The 25,275-nt window shown below is 70.6% G+C and carries 21 protein-coding genes; 14 read left to right on the forward strand and 7 right to left on the reverse strand.

From position 1 onward, the window contains the following. The first annotated feature begins 18 nt into the window (after window positions 1–18). The 3 genes from VSH64_RS16295 to nicT all read left to right on the forward strand — a co-directional run bounded on the left by VSH64_RS16295 (window position 19) and on the right by nicT (window position 2,426). Window positions 19–594, forward strand: a complete 576-nt coding sequence (locus VSH64_RS16295) for a cupin domain-containing protein (protein WP_326836446.1) — start codon at window positions 19–21, stop codon at window positions 592–594. A gap of 73 nt (window positions 595–667) precedes the next feature. Next, complete coding sequence (locus tag VSH64_RS16300; RefSeq protein ID WP_326836447.1) at window positions 668–1,321, forward strand: class I SAM-dependent methyltransferase; 654 nt, start codon at window positions 668–670, stop codon at window positions 1,319–1,321. Continuing rightward, a complete protein-coding gene (gene nicT / locus VSH64_RS16305) occupies window positions 1,311–2,426 on the forward strand; it encodes a Nickel transporter NicT (protein ID WP_456062095.1) in 1,116 nt (371 codons plus the stop codon). Before VSH64_RS16300 ends, nicT begins: the two co-directional genes overlap by 11 nt. Here nicT and VSH64_RS16310 read toward each other — a convergent pair. Beyond that, on the reverse strand, window positions 2,423–3,244 hold the full coding sequence (locus tag VSH64_RS16310; RefSeq protein ID WP_326836448.1) for an NAD(P)-dependent oxidoreductase: 822 nt from the start codon (window positions 3,242–3,244) through the stop codon (window positions 2,423–2,425). The genes nicT and VSH64_RS16310 overlap by 4 nt on opposite strands. A 94-nt stretch (window positions 3,245–3,338) precedes the next feature. Further along, the gene (locus VSH64_RS16315; RefSeq protein WP_326836449.1) at window positions 3,339–4,334 is read right to left on the reverse strand and encodes a cupin domain-containing protein; all 996 of its coding nucleotides are present in this window, start codon (window positions 4,332–4,334) and stop codon (window positions 3,339–3,341) included. 172 nt (window positions 4,335–4,506) lie between these two features. Between VSH64_RS16315 and VSH64_RS16320 the strand changes: the two genes are divergently transcribed. The 7 genes from VSH64_RS16320 (at window position 4,507) to VSH64_RS16350 (ending at window position 14,271) form a co-directional block, all read left to right on the forward strand. Continuing rightward, a complete protein-coding gene (locus VSH64_RS16320; RefSeq protein ID WP_326836450.1) occupies window positions 4,507–5,496 on the forward strand; it encodes a substrate-binding domain-containing protein in 990 nt (329 codons plus the stop codon). A gap of 376 nt (window positions 5,497–5,872) precedes the next feature. Beyond that, the gene (locus VSH64_RS16325) at window positions 5,873–6,964 is read left to right on the forward strand and encodes an ABC transporter substrate-binding protein (protein WP_326836451.1); all 1,092 of its coding nucleotides are present in this window, start codon (window positions 5,873–5,875) and stop codon (window positions 6,962–6,964) included. 60 nt (window positions 6,965–7,024) lie between these two features. After that, window positions 7,025–8,809 (forward strand): ABC transporter permease, encoded by a 1,785-nt coding sequence (locus tag VSH64_RS16330; RefSeq protein ID WP_326836452.1) that lies wholly within the window; start codon window positions 7,025–7,027, stop codon window positions 8,807–8,809. A 43-nt stretch (window positions 8,810–8,852) separates the two neighbouring features. After that, window positions 8,853–9,944: an ABC transporter ATP-binding protein gene (locus VSH64_RS16335; RefSeq protein ID WP_326836453.1), complete on the forward strand. Its 1,092-nt coding sequence runs from the start codon at window positions 8,853–8,855 to the stop codon at window positions 9,942–9,944. A 15-nt stretch (window positions 9,945–9,959) separates the two neighbouring features. After that, on the forward strand, window positions 9,960–11,429 hold the full coding sequence (locus VSH64_RS16340; protein WP_326836454.1) for a M29 family metallopeptidase: 1,470 nt from the start codon (window positions 9,960–9,962) through the stop codon (window positions 11,427–11,429). Beyond that, entirely contained in the window at window positions 11,426–12,232 is an 807-nt protein-coding gene (locus VSH64_RS16345) for a CbbQ/NirQ/NorQ/GpvN family protein (RefSeq protein ID WP_326836455.1), read from the forward strand. Before VSH64_RS16340 ends, VSH64_RS16345 begins: the two co-directional genes overlap by 4 nt. Beyond that, window positions 12,229–14,271: a nitric oxide reductase activation protein NorD gene (locus VSH64_RS16350; RefSeq protein WP_326836456.1), complete on the forward strand. Its 2,043-nt coding sequence runs from the start codon at window positions 12,229–12,231 to the stop codon at window positions 14,269–14,271. Before VSH64_RS16345 ends, VSH64_RS16350 begins: the two co-directional genes overlap by 4 nt. 27 nt (window positions 14,272–14,298) lie before the next feature. Here VSH64_RS16350 and VSH64_RS16355 read toward each other — a convergent pair whose 3' ends face one another. Then, a complete protein-coding gene (locus tag VSH64_RS16355; RefSeq protein ID WP_326836457.1) occupies window positions 14,299–16,608 on the reverse strand; it encodes a protein kinase domain-containing protein in 2,310 nt (769 codons plus the stop codon). A gap of 134 nt (window positions 16,609–16,742) precedes the next feature. Beyond that, window positions 16,743–17,978, reverse strand: a complete 1,236-nt coding sequence (locus tag VSH64_RS16360; RefSeq protein WP_326836458.1) for an MFS transporter — start codon at window positions 17,976–17,978, stop codon at window positions 16,743–16,745. Window positions 17,979–18,206: 228 nt separating this feature from the next. Here VSH64_RS16360 and VSH64_RS16365 point away from each other — a divergent pair, with 228 nt between their 5' ends. Together VSH64_RS16365 and VSH64_RS16370 are read left to right on the forward strand one after the other, a co-directional pair. Continuing rightward, the gene (locus VSH64_RS16365) at window positions 18,207–19,277 is read left to right on the forward strand and encodes a cupin domain-containing protein (protein ID WP_326836459.1); all 1,071 of its coding nucleotides are present in this window, start codon (window positions 18,207–18,209) and stop codon (window positions 19,275–19,277) included. Beyond that, window positions 19,274–20,152 (forward strand): AAA family ATPase, encoded by an 879-nt coding sequence (locus VSH64_RS16370; RefSeq protein ID WP_326836460.1) that lies wholly within the window; start codon window positions 19,274–19,276, stop codon window positions 20,150–20,152. Before VSH64_RS16365 ends, VSH64_RS16370 begins: the two co-directional genes overlap by 4 nt. Window positions 20,153–20,221: 69 nt before the next feature. On the opposite strand, the gene VSH64_RS16375 is transcribed toward VSH64_RS16370, so the two are convergent. From VSH64_RS16375 to VSH64_RS16385, 3 genes are read right to left on the reverse strand one after another with little or no spacing between them, the layout of a single operon-like run. Then, window positions 20,222–21,202 carry an ABC transporter substrate-binding protein gene (locus VSH64_RS16375; RefSeq protein ID WP_326836461.1) on the reverse strand — a complete coding sequence of 327 codons (981 nt, stop codon included), beginning with the start codon at window positions 21,200–21,202 and terminating at the stop codon, window positions 20,222–20,224. 42 nt (window positions 21,203–21,244) lie between these two features. Beyond that, window positions 21,245–22,105, reverse strand: a complete 861-nt coding sequence (locus VSH64_RS16380; RefSeq protein WP_326836462.1) for an ABC transporter permease — start codon at window positions 22,103–22,105, stop codon at window positions 21,245–21,247. After that, window positions 22,102–22,977, reverse strand: a complete 876-nt coding sequence (locus VSH64_RS16385) for an ABC transporter ATP-binding protein (protein WP_326836463.1) — start codon at window positions 22,975–22,977, stop codon at window positions 22,102–22,104. The genes VSH64_RS16380 and VSH64_RS16385 overlap by 4 nt, the downstream gene beginning before the upstream one ends. 178 nt (window positions 22,978–23,155) lie before the next feature. On the opposite strand from VSH64_RS16385, the gene VSH64_RS16390 reads away from it, so the two are divergent. Next, entirely contained in the window at window positions 23,156–23,890 is a 735-nt protein-coding gene (locus tag VSH64_RS16390; protein ID WP_326836464.1) for a FadR/GntR family transcriptional regulator, read from the forward strand. A 94-nt stretch (window positions 23,891–23,984) separates the two neighbouring features. Next, window positions 23,985–25,229 carry an NAD(P)/FAD-dependent oxidoreductase gene (locus VSH64_RS16395; protein ID WP_326836465.1) on the forward strand — a complete coding sequence of 415 codons (1,245 nt, stop codon included), beginning with the start codon at window positions 23,985–23,987 and terminating at the stop codon, window positions 25,227–25,229. The last annotated feature ends 46 nt before the right edge of the window (window positions 25,230–25,275 follow it).

Genomic DNA, 25,275 nt, shown 5'->3' on the forward strand with positions numbered 1-25,275 from the left:
ACGACAAGGAGAGCAGCAGTGCGCGACGAGTACCAGAAGGGTGTCCTGGCCAGCGAGAAGAAGAACCTCGATTCCTCCGAGATCGCGGCCCGCGACGAGTTCAACCGCCAGCACCCGCCGAACAAGGGCCTGGTCGTGGAGGACGACCTGCGGAAGATGGAGCTGCCCGCCCGGCCGTGGCGCAACAACCGCGGCCACTACTTCGACCTCGCCGACTACGAGGTGCTGAGCGCCCACATCTCGGAGCTCAAGCCGGGCAACAACTCCGTGCGCCACCGCCACACCACCGAGGCCTACCTCTACGTGGTCAAGGGCCACGGCTTCTCCCTCATCAACTACGACGACGAGCCGATCGACGTCGTCGAGTGGCAGGAGGGCACGTTGTTCGCCCCGCCGCGGTGGGCGTGGCACCAGCACTTCAACCTCGACGGCAACGACACGGCCCGCTACCTGGCGATCCAGGACACGGGGCTGCTGCGCACCATGCGCCTGCACAACATCGAGCGCCACGGCGTGCAGCTCTCCCCCGAGGAGGGCAAGAAGATCCTCGACGCCGCCGCCGAGGCGGGCACCACCCACGGCGCGCGCAAGTAGCCGACCCGGCCGTGCTCCGGCGCTCGACGCGGGAGCACGGCCCCCGAACCCATCCCCCCGTGAGGAGCGCCCGTTGTCCGAATGGCTCGATCCGAACGTCGCCACGTCCTGGCTGGAACAAGACCAACTCGTCGGCTTCCTCGTGCTGCCCCGCCGCATCGCCGCCACGCTCGTGGCCGGCGACCGGCCGCGGACGAAGCTGGTGGCCGACATCGGCAGCGGCCCCGGTGACTTCCTCGAGGTCCTGCTCGACCTCTTCCCCTCCGCGCACGGCGTCTGGACCGACGTCTCGCCGGTGATGGCCGACGCCGCCAGGCAGCGGCTCGCGCGCTACGGCGACCGGGTGTCCTACCGGCTCACCGACATGACGGACCTCGCGAACCTGCCCGGCGACCTCGACGTGGTGATGACTTCACGGGCCAGCCACCACCTCGACCCCGCGCAGCTGGCGCGGTTCTACACCGAGGCGGCCGAGCACCTGGCACCCGGCGGCTGGCTGCTCAACCTCGACCACATCGGGCCGGACCCGGTGTGGGACAAGCGGCTGCGCGCGGTGCGCAAGCAGCTCATCCCGCCGTCGGACAAAGCCGGGGCGCACCAGCACAAGGACGCGCTGCCCTCGATCGCCGACCACCTCGAAGGGCTCGCGAAGGCCGGCTTCGGCGACGTCGAGATGCCCTGGCGCGGCCTCTACACCTGCCTGTTCGCGGCTCGTCATGACGGCTGAGGCACCCGGCCGGCTCGGCCGCGTCCGGGCCGCGCTCACCGGCCGGGAGTGGGCTTCGCTCGCCGGCATGGCCACCGTGATCCTGCTGCTCAACGTCGTCGGCTGGGGTGTGCTCGTGTTCGCGGTGGCCCCGGCCCACCACGCGCTGGCCGGCGGCGGCTTCTTCGGCGTCGGGCTCGGCGTCACGGCGTTCACGCTCGGGCTGCGCCACGCGTTCGACGCCGACCACATCGCCGCCGTGGACAACACCACCCGCAAGCTGATGGCCGACGGCGGCCGCCCCCTGTCGGTCGGGTTCTGGTTCTCCCTCGGGCACTCGACCGTCGTGTTCGGACTGTGCCTGCTGCTCTCGCTGGGCGTGCGCGCGCTCGCCGGCTCGGTCACGAACGACGCGTCGGGGCTGCACCGGATCACCGGGCTGATCGGCACGTCGGTGTCCGGGGTGTTCCTCTACCTCATCGGCATCGTGAACCTGGTGGTGCTCTTCGGGATCCTGAAGGTGTTCCGCGAGATGCGCCACGGCCGCTTCAGCGAGGCCGAACTCGAGGAGCACCTGGCGAAGCGCGGGATCCTCAACCGGCTGCTCTCGGGCGTGACGAAGGCCGTGCGCAAGCCGTGGCACATCTACCCGGTCGGCGTCCTCTTCGGACTCGGGTTCGACACCGCCACCGAGGTGGGCCTGCTGGTGCTCGCCGCGGGCGCGGCCACTTTCGCCCTGCCCTGGTACGCGATCCTCGTGCTGCCGGTGCTCTTCGCGGCGGGGATGACGTTGTTCGACACCGCCGACGGCTGCTTCATGAACTTCGCCTACGGGTGGGCGTTCGCGAAGCCGGTGCGCAAGGTGTTCTACAACCTCACGGTGACCGCGCTGTCGGTGGCCGTCGCGCTCGTGATCGGCACCATCGAGCTGCTGTCGATCCTCACCGAGCGGCTCGGGATCACCTCGGGCCCGCTCGCCGCGATCGCCGACGTCGACCTGAACAACGTCGGTTTCGCGATCGTGGGGCTGTTCGTGGCCACTTGGCTCGTCGCCGTGCTGGTGTGGCGGGTGGGGCGGATCGAGGAGAAGTGGACCGCCCACCTCTCCCCCGACCCCGACCGTTAGGCGCCTTCGCCGCGCAACAGCTCGGCCACGCCCGCGACGGTGATGCCCTCCATCACCTCGCGGGCCAGCCGCGCCACCGGCAGGTCGTGGTCCACTTCGCCGGCCATCCGGAACGCGTTGGCCAGATCCTTGCGATACCAGGTGAAGTGCATCAGCTCGAGCTCGGCGAGGGTGTTGCTCGCGGCCGGCCCGTCGAGCAGCGCCGGGCGCAGCTTCGCCGGTTCGACCCCGAGGCGGCGGCCGAACCGCAGCGCCTCCACGACCGCGGTCACCTGGCCCCAGTGGCACAGGTTGTTCACGGTCTTGCCGATCTGCCCGGCGCCGAGCGGGCCGAGGTGGTGCACCGCCTTGGTCCACGGCGCCAGCGCCGGGCGCACCCGGTCGAGCACGGCTTCGTCCCCGCCGACGAGCAGCGCGATCCGGCCGTTCACCGCGCCGCGGATGCCGCCGGTCAGCGCCGCGTCGAGCACGGCCACGCCGACCTTCTCCGCCTCGACGGCGACCCGGTGACAGGTCTCGGGCGTGACCGAGCTGCAGATCAGCAGCACGGACCCGCGCTCGGCCGCGGTGAGCACCGCGGCCGACACCTCGAGCACGTCGTCATCCGCCGGCACGATCACCAGCACCACGTCGCACGCGCCGAGCTCCGCCGCGGACGCGGCCGCCCGCGCTCCCGCTTCGACGTGTTCGTCCACTGTGGAGCGGTTCCGGTCGAACACCACCGTGTCCAGCCCGGCGCCCACGAGGTGGCGGGCGATCGGCCCGCCCATCGCGCCCAGCCCGGCCACTCCCACGCTCGAGGTTCCGTCGTTCGACATCAGCACGTTCCTTTCCTTCGGCACCAGGGGGAAACCGCGAAGGGGCCCGCCTCGCGGGAGAACACGAGACAGGCCCCTTCGGTCGGGCGGACGGTCAGACGGACGTGGCGGCTTCGGCCAGCTCGCCGGCGGCGTACTCCGGCGCGTTCTCGAAGTAGTGCACCTTGTCGTAACCGAGGTGCTTGAACATGCGGTTCTGCGCGGACAGCATCCGCAGCGGGGTGCCGTCGGCGGCGAAGTGCACGGCGATCGTGTTCTGCGGGACGTAGAGCGTGTCGCCCTTCTTGATCTCGTGCCGGGTCGGCGTCTTCGCCACGCGAGCGTAGTACTTCTCCGCGATCTCCTCCTGCACTTCCCAGTGCAGCGAATAGCCTTCGCCGTCGAGCACGTAGAGGATCTCGTCGGCCATCTTCCAGTGCTTGCCCGACCGGCTGCCGGCCGGGATCTCGAGCTCGAACACGTCGACGGAGAACTGGCGCAGGTCCGTCCGGTCGGGACTGTTGAGCACGCGCACCCGGCCCATCGGCGTGGTTTCCCACACCGTGTCCTCCTGGCGCACCACCTTCTTGCGCTCCAGCACGCCGTCGGTCCAGATCCGCGACCAGTCCTCGCGCTCGCCGAACTCCTCCGGCCGCTCGATCGGCCCGCCGCGGCCCTGCTGCAGCAGGCCCAGGAACATCCACGTGCACTTGGCCTTCATCACCAGCGCGACGGCCTTCTCGTCGTACGGGTTGTAGTGCCGGTGCACCGAGTCGGTGTGCACGAAGACCAGCTCGCCGGCCTTCCAGTCGTAGCGCTGGTCGTCGTGGATCTCGTAGCCGGCGCCTTCGAGGATGTAGAACGACGCCTCGTTCTGGTGCCCGTGCCCGCGGTTGGAGCTGTGCGGCGGCAGCTCGACGAAGTGCACCTGCAGCGTCTGGGTCAGGAAGTCCTCGTCCCCCGGCCCGACCCGCCACCACGTGCGGGACTTCTCCGAGTCGCCGGAGTGCCCGACCTTCGCGTCGTCGACCACCACCGAGTCGTCGCGCACCCGCTCGGCGGCCAGCTGGGCCTGTCGGAACTGACCGAGCCCGTAGGTCTCAGAAGTCAAGCCACGTACGAACACGCGTCCCTTCTTGCCCATGCGTTCCTCGCTTTCCCGCGCCTTGGCGCTTTTTCGACGGAGGCAGAAGATGTTCCGCCCGGACGCGTCGTCCGGGTACGCTCCGAAGTATAGGCCTAACTGTCCTACCAATCCAGAGACGCAGGCCCGGGAGGCTTCGTTGAGCGACATCCACCTCAGCATCGCGACCACCGACTACGACCACTTCCGCGATTTCCGCACCGGAGCCGTGCGCGCGCAAGGCATCGACCACACCTGGTCGACGCTGAGCCACCACGAGATCTTCGCGCGGTTCACCGCGAACCGGGAGTGGGACGTGGCCGAGCTGTCCTTCGCCAAGTTCAGCACCCAGATCACGCGCGACGAACCGGACATCGTGGGGCTGCCGGTGGTCTGCTCGCGCCTGTTCCGGTTCGGCTCCTTCTATGTGAACCGAAACAGCGGCATCCGCACCGTCGAAGACCTGCGCGGCAAAAAGGTCGGCTCACCCGAGTGGGCCCACTCCGCGGCGGTGTACATGCGCGGCTGGCTGCACAACGACATGGGCGTGAAACTCGACGAGATCGAGTGGTACCAGGCCGGCGCGAACGCCCCGGGCCGCGTCGAGAAGGTCGAGCTGACCCTGCCCGAGGGCGTGCGGCTCACCCGCGTGCCCGACCGGTCGCTGTCGGACCTGCTCGCCGCGGGCGACCTCGACTGCGCGATCATCGCGCGGCCGCCGACGTGCTTCCTCGAAGGACACCCCGACGTCGTGCGCCTGTTTCCCGATTACCGGGACCGCGAACAGGACTACTTCCGCGACACCGGCATCTGGCCGATCATGCACCTGATCGCGATGCGCCGGCGGATCCTCGACGAGCACCCGTGGGTGGCGCGCAACCTCTACAACGCGTTCCTGGAGTCGAAACAGCGCAGCGTCGAACGGCTCCTCGATCCCGCCGTCTCGCGCTACCCGCTGCCCTGGCTCCCCACCTACGGCCGGGAAATGCGCGAGCTCTTCGGCGGCGACCCGTTCCCGTTCGGCATCGAACCCAACCGCGCGACCTGGGAACAGCTGCTCACCTATGCCGCCCAGCAAGGCATCGCGCACCGGCTCGCCACGCCCGACGAGATCTTCCCGGCCGGGATCATGACCGAGGTGGTGGTGTGACAAGCGGCGTGCAAACGTCCGCGGCCGGCATCGCCTGAATCCGCCATTCGGCCCTGGGCTTTTCGCCGGGCCCGGGCAGAATGGCTGCTTCTCCGAACCCAGGGACGAGCCCCGACGGCCTCCGCCGCGCCGGGGCCGTCCCTGCGTGCGTTCACCGTCCGAAGTGGATCCGCCGGCCCAGGATTCCGATCGGTAACAGCATCGGTTTGCACGGTTGACAAATGGTCATACCATAGGGCCATACTCTTCGCACCGAACGGCCCGCCGCCTCGGCAGCGAGCTCCTCGGCACCCGAAGCCCTGCGACAGTTCCGCACTCACATCGAGGTGAGCCCGCCTTGTTCCCGCCGGCGGATCCCTCACCGAAGGGAACCGCAATGCACAAGAGGCGAAGCACCCGGCGAACCGTCTCGGCCGTCCTCGCGAGCGGCCTGGCGCTGACGATGGCCGCCGCGTGCGGTCCCGGCGCCACCGACTCCTCCGGCGCGGCCCAGGCGACCGCCGACAAACGCGACACCCAGCAGCTCGCCGTGGAGGCGGCGAAGGAAGGCCAGGTGGTCTGGTACACCACGTTCGCCGACACCGACGTCGCGCCGATCATCGCGTCGTTCAACAAGGCGTACCCGAAGATCAAGGTCAACGCGCTGCGCCTGAGCGCCGACAAGATCCCGCCCCGCGTGATCACCGAGCAGCGCGGCGGCAAGTACAACGCCGACGTGGTCTCGGGCGACTCCCCGCAGATCGCCCAGCTCCTGCAGGCCGGCGCGCTGCAGCCCTACCACCCGGTCGACGCCGCGCCGCTGCCCGCCGGGCTCACCCTGCCCGACGGCTACCAGGGCGTGGTCTACGCCGTGACCACCGTGCTGTCCTGGAACCCCCAGGTGCTCAAGCAGAAGAACCTGACCGCGCCGACGTCGTGGGAAGACCTCACGAAACCCCAGTGGCGCGGGCAGTTCTCGATCGACCCCGGTGCGGTCAACTGGTACGACAGCCTGATCACCGCGATGGGCCACGACAAGGCCCTCGCGCTGCTGAAGGGGCTCGGCGACAACGCGCCGGTGTTCGTGGAGAGCCACACCCAGGCGCTCACGAACGTGCAAGCCGGCGAACCGCTCGCCGCCGCGACCGCGTACGGCTACAAGGCGTCCAGCCTCAAGGAGAAGACGCCGAACACGCTCGACTACGTGAACGGCACGCCGCTGCCGGCGTCGCTGAACCTCATCGACGTGGTGAAGAACTCGCCGCACCCCAACGCCGCCCGCCTCTTCGACGACTGGATGGTTTCGAAGGCCGGACAGCAGGAGATCGCGGACGTCACCAACCACACGTCGGTGCGCCCGGACGTGACCAACGACCCGAACGTGTGGGACGAGAAGAAGTGGCCGGCCGCCTGGGGCCACCCGAACCTCTCGCAGACGGACTACAACAACTACCTCTCGGAAATGAAGTCGGCACTCAAAGCACCGTGACTCCCGAAGCACCGTGACTCCCGACTGCCGTGGCGGACGCCCCCGGCGAAAGGACCGACGATGACCCTGCTGGACACCCGACCCGGCGACCCGGCACCCACCGAACCCGGCCGGGCCGCGGAGGAGACCCCTCGCCGCCGGTCCTGGCGGTCCCTGCTTCAGCCGCGTTACCTCACGCTCGCCGTCGCGGCGATCGCGGTGGCCTACCTCGCGCTGGTGCCGGTCGGCACCATGATCTACGCGAGCCTGCAGACCTCGTTCCTCGGCACCGGCGCTTCGGTGTGGACACTCCACAACTACGTGGCCACGTTCACCTCCGACGGCTTCGGCACCCTGGTGCTGAACTCGTTCCTCTACGCCGGGCTCACCGCGATCGTGTGCACCGTGATCGGGTTCGGACTGGCGTGGCTGGTGAGCCGTACCAACACGCCGTGCAAGATGTTCGCGCAGCTGGCGGCACTCGTGCCGCTGATCGTGCCGGGCATCCTCAACACGGTGGCGTGGGCGCTGCTGCTCTCGCCCGAACGCGGGCCGCTCAACGGGGTCCTGCGCTCGCTCGGGCTGCCGATCTTCAACATCTTCTCGATCCCGGGCATGGTGTTCGTGCAGTCCATCCACGTCGCGCCCGTCGCGTTCCTCATGGGCACGGCGGCGTTCAGCTCGATGGACTCGTCGCTGGAGGAGGCGTCACTCGCGTCCGGCGCCTCCCCCGTGCGCACCTTCCGGGTCATCACGCTGCGGATGGTCCGGCCGGCGATCCTGTCGGCCGCGCTGCTGATGTTCATCCAGACGATCTCGACGTTCGAGGTGCCGCAGCTGATCGGCGTGCCGGGCCACACCTACGTGTTCGTGAGCCGGATCTACAGTGCGCTGCAGGCGTTCCCGGCCGACTACGGCACGGTCGGCGTGATCGGCGTGTTCGTGCTGGTGATCGCCTCGATCGGGCTGGTCCTTTCGCAACGGCTGAGCCGGCGCTCGGCGACGCAGACCATCACCGGCAAGGGGTTCCGTTCGACCGTGCAGGACCTCGGCCGGTGGAAGTGGGCCGGGCTCGCGGTGTTCATCCTGTTCTTCGTCGTCGCGGTGGTCCTGCCGCTGGCCATGCTGATCTGGTCGTCGCTGCTGCCCGGCTACGAGCCGCCTTCACTGAAAGCCTTGGGAGACCTGGGCTTCGGCAACTACGCCCAGATCTTCCGCCAGCCCGCGCTCATCGAATCGGTGCGCAACAGCGTGATCACCGCGGTGAGCTCGGCCGTGATCGTGACCGCGCTCAGTGCCGTGGTCGCCTACGTGACGGTGAAGACGAAGGTGATCGGGCGCGGGCTGCTCGACGGGCTCGCCACCGTGCCGATCGCCGTGCCCAGCATCGTGATGGGGGTCGGCATCCTCTACTGGTACCTCGCCGCACCGCTGCCGGTGCACCTCTACGGCACGCTGATCATCCTCATCGTCGCGTTCGTGACGATCAGCCTGCCGTACGCCATGCGCTACCTCGTGCCCGGCATGGCGCAGATCAAGGACGAACTGGAAGAAGCGGCGACCGCGAGCGGCGCGTCGTGGAACCAGACGTTCCGGCGGGTGTTCATCCCGCTGCTCATGCCCTCGCTGCTGGCCGCGTTCCTCTACACGATGATCGTCGCGTTCCGCGAGATCTCCGCGGCGATCTTCCTGTACTCCTCCGGGTCGGAGGTCGTGTCCGTGAGCATCTACGACCTCTATTCCAACGGCTCGTACCCGGTGGTCGCCGCGCTCGGCGTGGTGATGGTGCTGTTCCTGACGATCCTCGTCGCCGGTGTCCGCCTGCTCGGGCGCCGCTTCGGGATCCAGGGCGCGAATCAGAGCTGAGCCGACCCGACAACCGAACCCCGCAGGAGAGCAGGAACCGAAGATGATCAGGCTGACCGGACTGACGAAACGATTCCCGGGCCGGACCGTGGTGGCCAACGCGGTCGACGGGATCGACCTGGAGATCGCCGAGGGCAAGCTGGTGACCCTGCTGGGTCCCAGCGGCTGCGGCAAGACCACCACGCTGCGCCTCATCGCCGGGCTGGAACGCGCCGACGCCGGCGCGATCGAGCTCGACGGCAAGATCGTGTCGGACCCGCGCAACGGCGTGTTCGCCGGCGCGCACCGCCGGCCGATCGGCATCGTGTTCCAGTCGTACGCGATCTGGCCGCACATGTCGGTGGTGCAGAACGTGATGTTCCCGTTGCGGGTCAACAAACCGCGGTTCCGGCCCGCGGCGGCGCGCACGAAAGCGCTGGCGGCGCTCGACCTCGTGGGCCTGGCCGATCTGGCCGAGCGCCCGGCCCCGGCGTTGTCCGGGGGCCAGCAGCAGCGGGTCGCGCTGGCCCGCGCCCTGGTGCGGGAGCCGAAGGTGCTGCTGCTCGACGAACCGCTGAGCAACCTCGACGCCGGTCTGCGCGACCGGATGCGTGACGAGATCCGCGCGGTGCAGCAGCGGCTCGGCATCACCACGGTGTTCGTCACGCACGACCAGGACGAGGCGCTGGCCGTGTCCGACGACGTGGTGGTGATGAACAGCGGCTCGATCGTGGAACGCGGGCGCCCGCAGGAGATCTACGCGCGGCCGCAGCAGGAGTTCACCGCGCGGTTCCTCGGGGTGTCCAACACGCTCACCGGTGTGGTGACCGAGGTGCTCGACACCGGCGTGTGCGTGCAGGTCGGGCCCGGCCGCCTGATCTGCAGCGCCAACGCCGAGCTGAGCGCGGGTGACACCGTCAGCGTGTTCATGCGGCCCGAGAGCTTCGGGTTCTCCCGCAAGCAGCACGACGCCGAGGCGTGGAAGGGCACCGTGGAGTTCAGCATCTACCACGGCGACTGCTGGGACTACTACGTGCGGCTCGGCGACGACGTGGTGAAGGTCCGCGTCTACAAGGAGAAGGTCGGCCTCGCCCACGGCGATCCGATCTTCCTGCAGCCCGAGCCCGAGGACGCGATCGTCCTGCCCGCGCACTGACCCGAGAGGCCGCCGATGACCGCCCCGTACCCCCTGTCCGACGACGCCCCCGGCGTGCCCGCTCCCCTGCCCGGGTTCGACTACCCGGCGCCGCGGTTCCCGCGCTACCTCCTCCAGGAGCGCACCGACGACCTCGAGGAGCTGATGCCGATCGCGCGGGCGCACGTGCGGCGCCGCTACGGCCGCTCGGCGCTCGGCGACGTCCGGCCCGGCGACGAGCTGCTGATCGTGACGTTCCCGCACCAGCACGAGCCGGTGTTCGAGGCGATCCGCCAGGCGCTGCTGGAGATCGGCGTCGAACGCGTGGACCGGATCGACGTGACCGACCTCGGCATGGAGGTGAAGGAGTACAGCGCGGCCGAGGGGTGGCGCGAGATCACCGACCGGCTGCCGCCGATGATCGAGGAGGGCATCGAGTTCAACGTCGCCGCCGCGGCGCTGAAGCGCTACCTCGACGACCGGCCCGGCTACACCGGCGTGTACGCGGGCGAAGCCGGGCGCTCGCACTGGAAACGCGCCGCCGGCAAGCGGATCCGCAACAACTGGGTGTACTCGACCTACGAGGACTTCATCTCGCGGGCCAACGGGATCCCGGACGAGATCTGGCGGACCGTGGACCTCATGGTGGTCGACGCGTTCCGCGACGCCGCCGAGGTGCGCATCACGAGTCCGGAAGGGACGGACCTCGGCTGGCAGGTGAGCGAGCAGCAGGCGGAGCTGTGGCCCAAGGGCGCCTACATCTCCGGCCACATCCTCGGCTCGACGATCCAGGGCATCCGGTTCGGCCACCCGGCGGAGACCTTCCTGCGCGAGGCGAAAACCCTGATGCCCACGCTCAACGGCGTGGTCGGCGGCACGAGCAACCACACCGGCTACTTCCCGCACGCGTCGGTGACCATCGAGTCCGGGATGATCACGAAGATCGAGGGCGGCGGCCGCTACGGCGAGCTGTGGCGCGAAGTCGTGGAACGCTACCGCGACACGCACTACCCCGGCTTCCCGTACCCGGGCTGGGCCTACTTCAACGACGCGTCGATCGGCACCAACCCCAAGAGCTACCGGCAGATCGAGACCCTGTGGAAGTACAACGACTCCTGGACGAACCTGCCCGAACGCGCGCAGGCCGGCGTGATTCACTTCGGCTTCGGCGCCGAGCACTGGGACCAGACCTTCCTCTCCTACGCCAAGGAGAACAAGCTGCCGACGATGCATTTCCCCCACGTGCACAACCTCTTCGCCACCTACGAGATCCGGCGGCGCAGCACGGGTGAGTGGGTGAAGATCATCGACAAGGGCCGCATCACCGCGCTCGACTCCGAACGCGTGGTGCGCCTGGCCGGCAGCCTCGGCGGCACGCACCACCTGGAGTACGACTGGATCCCCGCGGTGCCGGGCATCAACTACCCCGGCGACTACCACCGCGACTACGCACCCGATCCGGTGTCGTGGATCCGCCGCGAGCAGACCGGGGAGTTCGCCCGGTGACCGCGCCCTTCTACCTGCCGGCCGGCGACGAGGTCGACCTCTTCCGCGCGGCCTACGACCAGCGCATCCCGGTGCTCCTCAAAGGACCCACCGGCTGCGGCAAGACCCGGTTCGTCGAGTACATGGCCTGGGAGATCGCGAAGCAGCGCACCGGGCCGCCACCCGACGAACCCCTCGTCACGATCACCTGCCACGACGACCTCACCGCCGCCGACCTCGTGGGGCGCCACCTGCTCTCGGCCGAGGGCACGACGTGGCTCGACGGGCCGCTGACCCGGGCCGCGCGCACCGGCGCCCTCTGCTACCTCGACGAGGTGGTGGAGGCCCGCAAGGACACCACCGTGGTGCTGCACTCCCTGACCGACCACCGGCGGACGCTGCCGCTGGAACGGCTGGGCACCACCGTGGTGGCGCACCCGGACTTCCTGCTGTTGGTGTCGTACAACCCCGGGTACCAGGCCACGAGCAAGGACCTCAAACCGAGCACCCGCCAGCGGTTCCTGGCGATCGAGTTCGGCTACCCGGACGCCGACCTCGAGGCCGAGATTGTCGCGCACGAGGCCGGCGTGCCCGCAGACGTGGCCGAGTCGCTGGCCGCGCTCGGGGCCCGGATCCGCAACCTCGACGCGGCCGACCTGGTCGAGGGCCCGAGCACCCGGCTGCTGGTGCACGCGGGCGCGCTGATCGGCCGGGGCGTGGCGCCGCGGCGCGCGTGCGATCTCGCGCTCGTGCTGGCCACCAGCGACGACCGGGACGTGCAGGACGCCGTCCGGCAGGTGACCCACGCCGTGTTCGCCGCATGACGGCGGCGCTGGCGCAGCTCACCGGCTCGCTCTCGCTGTACTACCGCGCGTTGTGCGGGCGGGCGTGCGAGCTGGTGCCCTACGAAGACGACGCCGAGACGCGCCAGCGGCCCGACACGGCGACCACCGTGCGGCTGCCGTCCCACGTCCATTCAGGACGGTCGTGGTACCAGGTGGCGGTGACGCACCGGGCGCTGCACCACGAGCTCGGCACGTTCGGGCTCGACCTCGCGCGGCCGGAGCCGTTCTTCCGGCGGCTGCGCCCGGCGGACCTGCGGGGCGGGCTCGATCGCTTCGCGGGCCTGTTCGGCCGCACGGCGCTCGCGGTCGAGGTGTTCACCGTCCTCGAAGACCTGCGCGTGGACACCGCGGCCCTGCGACTGTTCCCCGGGCTGGCGCCGGACTACGAGCGGGTGCGAGCCGGCGAGCTGGCCACGAGGCCGGACCTCGCCGCGCTGCCGGCCCGCTCGGCGGCGGCCGAGGCGCTGGTGCGGCTGAGTCTCGGCGCCGCGTCGATCCGGCTGCCGCGCTCGGTGCACCCGGCGGTGGCGCGGATGGCCGCGGTGGCGCGCGTGCTGGCTGATCCGCGGTCCACAGTGGAATCGACGGCCGAGGCGACCCTCCGGTGTTACGGGGTGCTGGCGGGGCTGCCGAACCTCGTGCCGGCCGACGGCCCGGACGAGGAGCTGGTGTTCGGCGAGCTGGTGTTCGGCAAGTACGTGTTCGGCAAGTACGTGGTGGCCGACGACTTCACGCTGCCGGGGCCCGAGTTCCGGCTCGAAGGCGACGAGGTGTTCGACGTCCGGTTCGCGCCCGTGCGCTACCGGGACGTGCCGGGGCCGCGCTACCTCGGCCAGCAGGCCTCCGGCATGCCGCTCACCGAGGCGATCCTGCGGATGACCGCCGAGGAGACCGCGGAAACCACGGCGGCAGACGAGTTCACCGAACTTTCGCTGGCGGCCGAGAGCGGACAGGTCGACGTGACCACGGTGCAGCGGCCGCCCGAGCCGCTGCCCCACGACCACGGGCCCGACCTCGAGGACCACCACCACGCGGAAACCGGTCCGGTGCACGCACACGGCCGCCACGAGTTCACCTACCCGGAGTGGGACCACCGCGCCGGCCGGTACCTCCCCGACTGGTGCCTCGTGCGCGAGAAGCGGCCGCGGTCGGGCCGCAGCGGCAGCGGCCACCGCGCCGCGGTGGAGCGCGACCACGCACTGCTGCCGGCGCTCACCGCGCAGCTGGAACGGATGGCTCCGCTCGGCCGCCGCCGGCGCACGCGCCTGCGCCACGGCGACGACCTCGACCTCGACGCCTGCGTCGAAGCCATGACCGACCTGCGCGCCGGCCGCACGCCGGGCGAGGCCGTGTACAGCGCGCTGGAGCCGGTGGCCCGCGAGGTGGCCGTCGCGTTCGCGCTGGACCTGAGCTCGTCGACCGCCGAACGCCTGCCCGAGGGTGGTTTCCCCGGGGTGCGCCGGATCCTGGACCTGGAACGGGACTCGGTCGCGCTGCTGCTCGAAGCGGTGGAGCGCGTCGGCGACAGCTACGGGATCTACGGCTTCTCCGGCACCGGCCGCGAGAACGTGGTGGTGTCGGTGGTGAAGGCCCTCGACGAACCGCGCACCCCGGCGACCCCGCGCCGGCTCGACGGGCTCGTGCCGCAGCACACCACCCGCATGGGCCCGGCCATCCGCCACCTCACGCGCCGGCTCGCCGCCCACGACGCCCCGACGAAGCTGCTCGTGCTGCTCTCCGACGGCCGCCCCTTCGACCTCGACTACGGGCAGCAGTACGGCGAAGACGCCGTGCTGGACTACGCGCTCGCCGACACCACGCGCGCCCTCGCCGAAGCCCGGCGGGCCGGGGTGCGGCCGTACCTGATCACCGTCGACCCGGCAGGCGGCGACTACCTGCGCACGATGTGCGACCCGGACGAGTACCACGTGATCACCGAACCGCGGGACCTGCCGGCCGCCCTCGCCCGGCTGTACGTCACCGCGCGCGGCCGGCCGAGGTCAGGACAGCCAAGGTGAGTTCTCCCGAATGCAGACCGACCGGGCTCAGTGCGGACGGGATAGGTCGCCGGGCTTGAAACCCTCCACTGTGGTGTTGACGAGCCCGTCGAACTGCTCCTTGTCCTCCGCCGGGTAGACCCAGCGCAGCGCGGCCATCGACGCGGAGCCGGTGAACCCGCGCTCATAGAAGATCTTGCCGTCGGACTGGAAACCCGACAGGGAGTACCGGTCGCCTTCGTCCTTCCGGTACGTCACGCGGCCGCCGTCCGCTTCCACCGCGGCGGCCGCGGCGGCCAGGGTCTGGGCCGCGGACTGGCTCGAGTTGGCGCCCCACACGGTCAGCGTCGAGTTCGTGTCGGGGTTGCTGAACGTCGCGCCGTCGCCATTCGGCGGGGAGTACGGGGCCGGCACGAAGCTCTCGGAGATCAGCGCCGTGAAGCCGAAGCGGGGGTTCGTGTAAGTGGGGCCGTTCGGGGTCTGTTCGATCGAGGGCGCCGAAGCGCTCGACGGCGGCGCGGAAGCCGAGGTCGGAGCCGCCGACGCCGACGCCGACGAAGCGGCCCCGGGCTTGCCGACCATGGTCAGGAGCTTCGGCGTGAGGAGGTCACCGACTTCGCCGTAGGGCACGGTCACGGTCTCCTGCCCGTCCGCGGTGGTGGCACCCAGCTCGTACCAGAGCAGCTCGAACTGCAGACCGGTCTCGGTGAACCCGAAGCTCGCCGCCGGCACGTGGTCGCCGCCGTCGACGCTGTCCGCGGCGTCGAGGTCGGTCTTGCGCCCGTCTCCGTCGACCGAGACCACGGTGCGGAACCCGGACTGCGTGTGCGGTTCGAGGCGCTGCGTCAGGGTGGCCATGCCGGCCGCCGTGAGCACCTCGGGCCGGAACACGTCCTTCGGGCCGAGTGCCTGCCCGGTGCCGAGGTCGACGTTCACCATCTCGGGGAACCGCCACGTGGGGTGCGACAGCACGTCGGAGTCGAGATCGTGCTGGTAGCGCACGGAAAGCAGGCTCGGCGTCCGCAGCAGGATCTGGGCCTTCGTGTGCGCCGCGGCCGTGTCGCCGCGTTCCTGGAACATGTCGCGGTAGGAGGTCACGCCGTCGCGGATCGCCTTCAGCCGCTTGTCGACCGGGGCGCGCAACGCCGCGTTGATCCGCTGCCGCACCGCCGGATCGGCGCCGCCGGACACCTGCGGGAACTGGAGGTCGTAGCTGACCGGCAGGGCCTGGTCGCGCCCGGTCTCGGTCTGCATCGCGACGGTGAGCGCCGCCGCCTGCGGGGGCGGGTCGTCGTGGTTGCCGAACACCGCCACTCCCCCGGCGACGAGTGCGCCGACGATCAGGACCGCGGCGGCGATCTTGCCGGCGATCACGGCGGTCGCCCCGGCGCCCGTGGCCGGCACTCCGCCCCCGACCCCGCCGCCGACTCCCGCAGCCACGGCGCCCGCGCCGACCGGGGCGGCCGCCGTGCCGGCGCCGGCCAGCAACGCCAGCGGCGTGAGGGCGGTGAGCGCGGCGGCGGAGGTGGCGAGCCGCTTCCAGCCGCGCTTCTCCCAGTTCTTCCCGTAGGCCTTGCGGGCCGTGGTCTCCAGCTCCGTCACGAACGCGTGCGCCGTGGCCGGCCGCCACGCCGGGTCCTTGGCCATGCCGCGTGTGATCAGGGCCCGCAGCCCCTCGGGCACGGCGTCGAGCGGCACCGGCGCCGCCTGGTGCAGCGCGCGCATCCCCTCGGTCGTGTCCGCCCGGAACGGCGGCTGCCCGGTCACGCACTGGTAGAACACGCAGGTCGCGGCGTACACGTCGGTGGCGGGCATCCCGGGCTGCCCGGACCACTGCTCCGGCGCCATGTACGACGGCGAGCCGGCGGTCAGGCCGTTGTGGCCGTCCAAAGTGGCCAGTCCGAAGTCGACGAGCTTCGACTCGCCCTGCCCGGACACCAGCACGTTGCCCGGTTTGTAGTCGCGGTGCACCACCCCGGCCGCGTGCGCGTCGGCGAGGCCGAGCAGGGAACCCTTCAGCACGGCCAGGGCCGACTCGGGCGCGAGCACGTTCTCCGCCGCCAGCAGCGCGCGCAGCGACACGCCGGGCACGGCCTCCATGACCAGCGCGGCGCCGTCCGGCGTCTCCACGAAGTCGAAGAGCCGGACCACGTGCGGGCTGCGGACACCCGCCAGCAGCCACGCCTCGCGCCGGAACCCGTCGGCGATCCGCGCGTCGGCGAGGTACTCCGCCCGCAGGTACTTGATCGCCACCATCTGTCCGGATTCCTCGTGCTTGGCCAGCACGACGCGGCCGAAGCCACCGATGCCGAGCACGTCCACCTCGGTGAACCCGGGAATGCTCCAGGTGTCGTTCATCCCCGCCCGTTTCCCGTCACGCCGTGTCCCCCGCCTCCGCGAATCGCGGAGGACATCAGACCACGGCGAGCGGGTCCGCACTACCGGAATGTGGCATTTCGTGCGAAGTCGTCACACTCGCGGGGCACGGCGGTTCACGGCTGCGTGGCCTCCTGGGCCTTCGCCCCGGCGTAGGCGCGCACCGGGTTGGTCCGGCCGAAGTGCCCGATCGCGAAGGCCACGGTGGCGAGCCCGCCGACCATCAGCGCCAGCGCGGGCCCGGCCGCCGCCGCGGCCGCACCGATCACGGTGTCGCCCAGCGCGGGGCCGCCGCGCGAGGCCATCTGGTAGATCGCGGAAACGCGCCCCCGCAACGAATCCGGGGTCTCGAGCTGCACCGCGGCCTGCCGGATCGTGGTGGCCATCGCGTCGAACGCGCCGAGCAGCAGGCACGCGAACAGCGCGAGCAGCAGATCACCGGCCCAGGCGAGCAGCACGGCACTCAGGCCGTACGCGATCGTCGAGGCCAGCAGGACCTTGCCGAGCCGCTTGCTGCGGGCCACCACCCGGAACACCGTGTACGTCGCGACCAGCGCTCCCGCGGATGGTGCTGACGAGAGCAGGCCGTAGGCCGTGGCCCCCAGGTGCAGCCGGTCGATCGCCAGCGTCGGCAGCAGCACCCGGTACGCCGCGAACACCGTCGCCACCAGGTCGAGCAGCACCATCTGCCACACGATCCGCCGGCCCAGCACGAACCGGACGCCCTCCACGAACTGCTCCCGCAGGGTGATGTGGTCACCCGACCCCGGCAGGTGCGGGATCCGCAGCAGCGCCAGGGTCACCATCAGCACGAGGTAGGTCACCGCGTCGACGGCGTACATCAGGCCCGGCCCGCTCACCGCGATGAGCACGCCCGACAGCGCGGGGCCGAGCAGCACGGCCAGCTCGCGCGATGGGTTGAGCAGCGCGAACGCCTGCGGCAGCTGCGCGCGCGGAACCAGCGCCGGGATCAGCGCCTGCCGGGCGGGCTGGTCGAAGGTGGCCGCCGCCGTGGTGAGCACGACCGAGCCGACCACCTGCACCACGTCGGCGTGGCCGGCGAAGCTCGTCGCCGCGAGCGCGACGGCCACGACCAGGGCCACCGCCTGCGACCACTGCAGCAGCCGGCGCCGGTCGACCCGGTCGGCGTAAACGCCCGCGAGCGGGCTGAGCACCACCAGCGCCACGACCTGCGCGGCGCCCACCAGCCCGGTCTGCGCCACCGAACCGGAGAGTTCGTAGACCTGGTAGAGGTTGGCGGCGATCGTGCCGCGGCTGCCGATCTGGGACAGCACGACGCCGCCCCAGTAGAAGTCGAAATCGCGGTTGCGCAGGACCTCGGCGACCTTCATCGGACGCCACCGCGGCGGTCACGATCGAAGCCGGGCCGGACGGACGGGACCGCTTCGGGCAAGCCTGCCTCCTGGGAACACGACCCGGAACCGGGACTCCCGGCGGCGGGTCGGACGGACGGTCCCGCCATGGTGCCTGATGGTCTGACCAAAAGTCCATACTTGCCCGAGCCACCCCGGAGGGCCACAATGCCGAAGGTACAATGGTCCTGCCAATCAGGAGGCTCGGTGTCGACGAAGACGACGACGAAAACAAGCCACTACCACCAGCAGAAGGCCCGGCGGGCGAAGTTCCTCGAAGACTGGCGCGCGAACCACCGCACGATCATCCGCAGCGAAGACGTGCAGCTCGCGGAAACCGCGCGGGGCATGCGCACCGGCGTGTACATGGGCGAGGACGGCGACAACCCCACCCGCTCGATCGACGCGCTCGTGCACGAGGTGGACCAGGGGAAGGTCACCACGATCCACCGGCACTCCTGGGACGTGATGGTGTTCGGCGTCGGCGGCGAAGGCTGGCTGGAGATCGACGGCCAGCGGGTGCGGCTCGCCCCCGGCGATTCGGCCCACCTCCCGGCGTGGGCCTGGCACCGCTCGGGCAACGACACCTCGGCGACCTTCCGCTACCTCACCTTCTCCAGCGAGCCGATGCTCGCCACCATGGGCATGTCGATCCTCGACGACCGCGGCCACGAGCCGGTGGAGAACCTCCCGGGCCGGCCCGAGTTCAGCGCCCCCGACGCGGCGGGAGACGACGCGTACGCGCGCCGCCTGCGCCGCCTCGGCAACGAGCAGCAGAAGCGCCGCAGCGGCCGGCTGCACACGGACTGGGACGAGCTCGAAATGCTCAACACCCCCCGCGGCACGCGCACGACGTTCCTGCTCGACCGCGCGATCGGGTACCAGGCGTCCGGCATCACCATGGCGATGTTCGAGATCGGCCAGGGCCGGCAGCAGTCGATGCACCGCCACGCCGGCGAGGCGTGGCTCTATGTGGTGGAAGGCGCAGGCCACTCCTACCTCGGCACCGAGCCCGAGGGCGGCGAGAACCACCCGTGGAAGAAGGGCGACCTGATCGTGGTCGACCACTTCCTGTGGCACCAGCACTTCAACGACTCGAAGGAGAACACCGCGCGGGTCGTGCGCATCCACATGTTCGACAGCCTGCTCGAGACGATGCGCGCGCTGATGGACCCGCGGGTGCTCTTCGAAGAGCCGCCGGACCACATCCGCGACGCGCAGGCCGGCGACGTCAACACGGTCGTGTGGCCCGAACTCGACCGGCCGACGTGGCCGTGAGCGAACGGACGCTCCCACCCGGCGTCATCGGCCTGCACGCGCTGCCCTCGGACCACCACGACGGCCCGTGGGACTCGATGATCGTGCCGCCGGGCACCAAGGAACGGCTGCTCGGCGCCGCGCTGCTCGTGCTGCGTCAGGGCCGGCGGCTGACCGGGCTCTCCGGCGCGCCGCACGGCCTGATCATGCTGGCGGGCCCGCCCGGCACAGGGAAAACGACGCTGGCGCAAGGGCTCGCGCAGGCCGCCGCGCTGAAGGTGGCCGAACGCGGGGCCACCACGCTGGTGGAGGTCGACCCGCACGCGTTCCCCAGCGACATGCTCGGGGAGAGCCAGCGGGCCGTGTCGAAGCTGTTCCTCGACACGCTGCCGGAACTGGCCGCGCGGCGGCCGCACACCGTGGTGCTGATCGACGAGGTGGAAGCGCTCGCCGTGCGCCGCAGCTCCGCGTCGTTCGAGACGAACCCGGTCGACGTCCACCGCGCGACCGACGCCGTGCTGTCCGGTCTCGACCAGCTGCGGGCCCGCTGCCCGAACCTGGTGCTGGTGGCCACGACCAACTTCGTCGACGCGGTCGACGAGGCCGTGCTGTCGCGGGCCGACCTGGTCATGAGCACGACGCTGCCCGGCGACGAGGTGATCGAGCAGATCGTGGCGTCCTCGCTCGCCGAGCTGGCCGGGCAGTGGCCCGCGCTCGGGCCGCTCGCCGGCGACGCCGATCTGCGCGCGGAGCTGGCCAAGGGGTTGCGCGGCCTCGACGGGCGGCGGGTGCGCAAGACGATCCTCGCGGCGCTCACGCTGCGCACCGAGGTCGCCCTCGACCCGAACCTGCTCACGGCCGAAGACCTGCGCCGCGCCACGCAGCCCGAAGACTGACCACAGAGGACAGAACCGAGCGGTGCCGGGTCGGAAACCGACCCGGCACCGCTCGTTTTCCCCGGCTGTCTACTTGCCGCCGAACGCCTTGTCCACGAAGGACGAGTCGATGAGCGAGGCCAGATCCACCTTGTCCACACCGTTCACCGAGCCCTCCAGCGACTCCTGGGACGACTTGAGCTGGTCGACCGTCGCCAGCGGCGGATCGGTGAGCACCTCGCCCGCGTAGTACTTCCACGTCGCGTCGAGCGCGCGCTGGTCGGTCACCCCGAGGTGGGCGCCCAGGATCTTCGTCGAGTAGGCCTCGTCGGACCGCTCGCGGTCGAAGCCCTTCTTCAGACCGGCCATGAACTTGCCGACCACGTCCGGGTGGTCCTTGAGGTACTCCGAGGTGCTGGAGATGCCCACGTTGATGTTGGGGATCTTCTCCTTCGCCATGTCGATCACCATGTGCAGCCCGGCGTCCTCGAACTTCAGGCTGGCCGGCGGGTGCGTGGCCGAGGCGTCGATGGTCTTGGCCAGCAGCGCGTTGTTCACGTTCGTGACCGAGCCCAGCGGGACCAGGTTCACGTCGGTGGGGCTGATGCCCAGTTTCTTCAGCGCCTGCAGCGTGCCGATGTACTGCGAACCGCTCTTCGTGGTGTAGCCGATCTTCTTGCCCCGCAACTGCTGGGCGGTCGCCACGTTCGCGTAGATCTGATACGGCAGCACGGGAGTGAGCGCGGCCAGCACCTTCACGTCGCCGCCCGCCGCGGTGCCGGCCACGATCTGCGACCCGCCCATCGAGGCGAGCTGCGTCTGGCCGGAGATGAGCGCCGGGTAGCCCTGGTTGCTGTCGAGCTTGATGAGCTTGACGTCGAGGCCCTGCTCCTTGAAGTAGCCGGCCTCCGAAGCGATCCACAGCGGCAGCTCGTCGGCCACCTCTTCGCTGTAGCTGACCGTGATGGCACCGTCGGCGCCGGCGTCCGAGGAACCGCCGCACGCGGTGAGGGCCGACCCGGCGAGCACCGTGACGAGGGCGACGCCGAGGGCACCAGACTTGAACTTCATTGTTCTGTCCTTTGGGAATGGTGGTGGGGACGGGAAGCGCAGTCAGTCGTTGCTCAGGCGCCAGGCCGCGTAGTGCTTCTCCACCCGGCGCAGCAGCGCCGTGAGAATCACCCCGGCCACGGCGAAGATGACCAGGCCGGCGAAGACCGTGGCCGTCTGGAACTGTTGCCCCGCGGTGTTCATCGTCATGCCGACCCCGTGCTGCGCACCGCTGAGCTCGGCCACGAAAACACCGATCAGCGCCTGGCCCACCGCGAGCCGCATCCCGCTGGCGATGAACGGGACGGTGCCCGGCAGGGCCACGGTGCGGAACAGCTGGAGGTCACTCGCCCCGAAACACCGGGCCACGCGGACCGTGCCCTGTTCGAGCGACTGCACGCCCTGCGCGGTGTTGATGAGCACCGGGAACAGGGCCATCAGGAACACGATCGCGATCTTCGAGGAGCTGCCGATGCCGAGCCAGATGATCAGCAGCGGCGTGAGCGCGATGCGCGGGGTGGCGTAGAGGAAGTTCACGAAGGGGTTGAGCGCCCACGCGATCCGTTTGTACCAGCCGATCAGCAGCCCCACGGGCAGGCCGATCACCACCGCCAGCGCGAGGCCGGCCAGCAGTTCCTGGGCACTGGTCCACAGGTCGATCCAGAGCTGTCCACCTTGGACCATCGCGCCGAACGCGTCGATCACGTCGACCGGACCGGGCAGGATCAGCTGGGGCTGCAGCCGCAGCAGCGCGACGACCTCCCACGCGATCAGCACCACGGCGACGGCGCCGATGCCCCACAGGCGCTGCTCGCTCAGCCACGACGGCAGCCGGCGGTTGTCGGCGCGGCGGGCGCGCGGCTTCGGTCGGGCGGGCCGCGACTCGACCGGCGAGGCCGGCTTGTGCGAAGAGGTCACGCTCATCGGGCTCCCTCCGCGCCGGCGCCGGCCTTCGCGCCGTAGAGCACGTCGGCGATCTCGTCGCGCAGCTGCGCGAACTCCGGCGTCCGGCGGATCTCGTGCGAGCGCGGGCGGGCCCACGGCACCGTGATCTCCTTGACGATGCGGCCGGGCCGCGGGCTGAACACGCACACCCGGTCGGCGAGGAACGCCGCTTCGGTGATGTCGTGGGTCACGAAGAGCGCCGTGACGTCGCGCGCGGCGCAGACCCTGAGCAGCTCGACCTGCAGCACCTCGCGCGTCTGCGCGTCGATGGCGGCGAACGGTTCGTCGAGCAGCAGGATCTCCGGCTCCACCGCGAGAGCGCGGGCGAGGTTGACCCTGGCCTGCATGCCACCGGAGAGCTGCGCCGGGTACTGCTGCCCGGCTCCGGCCAGGCCGACCAGCTCCAGCAGCTCGTCGGCGCGCTCCTTGGCCGCCTGTTTCTTGACCTTCTTCCCGAGCTCGAGGCCGTAGCTCACGTTGGCCTGCACGGTCCGCCACGGCAGCAGGTTGGCGTGCTGGAACACCATCGCCCGGTCGGGCCCGGGGCCCGGGATCGGCCGCCCGTCGAGCTCCAGCGCGCCTTCGGCGAGCTCGACGAACCCGGCGACCGCGTTGAGCAGGGTGGTCTTGCCGCAGCCGGACGGCCCCACGAGGCAGACGAAATCGCCGCGCTCCAAGGTCAGGTCACACTGTTCGACGGCCGTCGTCACCTCTTTCGACCCAGGCTTGGCGTACTCGATCGCGACACCCCGGGCCTCGAGGTGTGCGACTCCGCCCGTGGCTCCCACATCGATGTGCGCAGCATCACGGCCTGCCGTGGTGGACAGTGCCGGCTTCTCTCGGCTCAGCATGGGTGGGAGCGTAGGACTAATTGTCAGTCCAAAGCAATGGTCCAGTGGGGTTTTCTGGCCGGGTCGTGACCCGCCGACACGCGGCGTCGAGCCCTGACCAGGCCTGGTGCGGTAAGGTCAGACCATTGACTGTTAAGCTACGGTGCATTTCCGGCATCGACGAAAACTAGGTGGGCACATGGCTGCAACAGGGCGCGGCGCAAAGGACGACCTCTTCAGCCGTGTGAGCACGTCTCGGGTCTCCCAGGTCATCGTGGACCAGATCAAGGTCCTGATCCGCGAAGGCGCCCTCGCCCCGGGCGACCGGCTGCCGAGCGAGCGCGACCTCTGCCAGCGCTTCGGCGTGAGCCGGGTGACCGTGCGCGAGGCCCTTCGCGTGCTGGAGGCCACCGGGCTCGTGACCATCCGGGTCGGCGCCCACGGCGGCGCCTTCCTCACCGCGCCGAGCACGGACCGCGTCGGCGAAGGACTGGCCGATCTCCTCTCGATGTCCGTGCTCACCGCCGGCGAGGTCACCGAGGCGCGCAAGATCGTCGAGATCGGCGCCCTGCCCCTGATCGTCGAGCGGGCGACCGACGAGGACATCGACGCGCTGTTCACGCTCGTCGAAGAGGGCCAGACCGCCGTGGACGACGGCGAGTACACAGTGGACATCTCCGCGCGGTTCCACATCCGGCTCGCCGAGTGCGCCCACAACAGCGCGCTGACGATGCTGATCCAGAGCTTCCACGGACCGCTGCTGATGTCGCTGCGCGAGGCCCGGGAGCAGGCCCCGATCATGGGCAAGCGCGGTGTCGGCGAACACCGGGAGCTCGCCGAGGCGATCCGCGCCCGCGATCTCGCCGCCGCCCAGCGCGTGATGAGCGAGCACATCGCCCGGACCGCGCAGCGCGTGTCGCACGAAGCCGAGTAACAGCCGGAAAAACCTCGCACCACCGTGCGAAAGCACCTCTCGCACCGAACGCCGTCTTCCGCTAAGGTCTAATGGTCTAGCCAACGGAGGAGCCATGGCGGTGGAGGGAAGCGGCACCCTGGTGGTGGGTGCGAGCCAAGCGGGTGTGGAGCTGGCCGCCGCGCTGCGCAAGCTGGGCGAGCCAGGGCCGATCACGGTCGTCGGCGGGGAAACCCGGCTTCCGTACCAGCGGCCGCCGCTGTCCAAGGCGTTCCTCAAGGGCGAGCTGCCCGAGGAACGGCTCGCGCTGCGCGGCGCGGACTTCTACGCGGCGCAACGGATCGAGCTCGTGCGCGGCGAGTGGATCGAGGGCATCACCCTCACCGATGCCGAGCGCGGCAGCGGCTTCGCCGTGACCAGGTCCGGCCGCACGCTGGTGTTCGACCGGCTCGCCCTCACCACCGGCGGCACCCCCCGCCGCCTCCGGATCCCGGGCGCCGAGCTCGCCGGCGTGCACTACCTGCGTGATGTCGATGACGCCGTGAGGTTGCGCCACGACCTCGCCGCGGCGCGCGACGTCGTGGTCGTCGGCGGGGGTTTCGTGGGGCTGGAGGCCGCCGCGGCCGCCACCGCCGCCGGCAAGAACGTGACCGTGGTCGAGGCGGCCGACCGGCTGCTCGCCCGCGCCGTCGCGCCCCGGATGTCGGCCTTCTACCTCGCCGCGCACCAGCGGCGCGGCACCGAGGTCGAGCTGTCCACCGGGGTCACGGAGCTCCTGGGCCGCGACCGGGTGACCGGCGTCGGCCTCGCCGACGGGCGCACCCTGCCCGCGGACGTGGTGGTGGTCGGGGTCGGCCTGGTCCCGCACACCGAACTGGCGGAACGGCTCGGCCTCGCGTGTGCCGGCGGGATCGTGGTCGACGAGGCCGCGCGCACGAGCGTGGCCCGGGTGGTGGCCGCCGGCGACTGCACGGTCGTGGCGCACCCCGACCACGGCGCGCTGCGGCTGGAGTCCGTGCCGAACGCCATCGCCCAGGCGAAAACGGCGGCCGCCAGCCTGCTCGACCTGCCCGCCCCGGCCACCGGGATCCCGTGGTTCTGGTCCGACCAGGCCGATCTGAAGCTCCAGATCGCCGGGATCAGCAGCGGCTACGACGAAACGGTGCTGCGCGGCGATCCCGGCACCGAACGGTTCTCGCTCTTCTACTACCGCGGCGGGCGCCTCATCGCGATCGACGCCGTGAACTCGCCCCGCGACTACATGGCCGTGCGCAAGCTCCTCGAGGCCGGCCGCACCGTGGCGCCGCACCTCGCTGCCGATCCCGAAGTGGCGTTGAAGGAACTCCTGCGCGCGGCCTGAGCACACCGCGTTCGCCGGCCGGCCCCCTCGGCCGGCCGGCGAACGC

Source organism: Amycolatopsis rhabdoformis, assembly GCF_035918295.1.
Classification (GTDB): Bacteria; Actinomycetota; Actinomycetes; order Mycobacteriales; family Pseudonocardiaceae; genus Amycolatopsis; species Amycolatopsis rhabdoformis.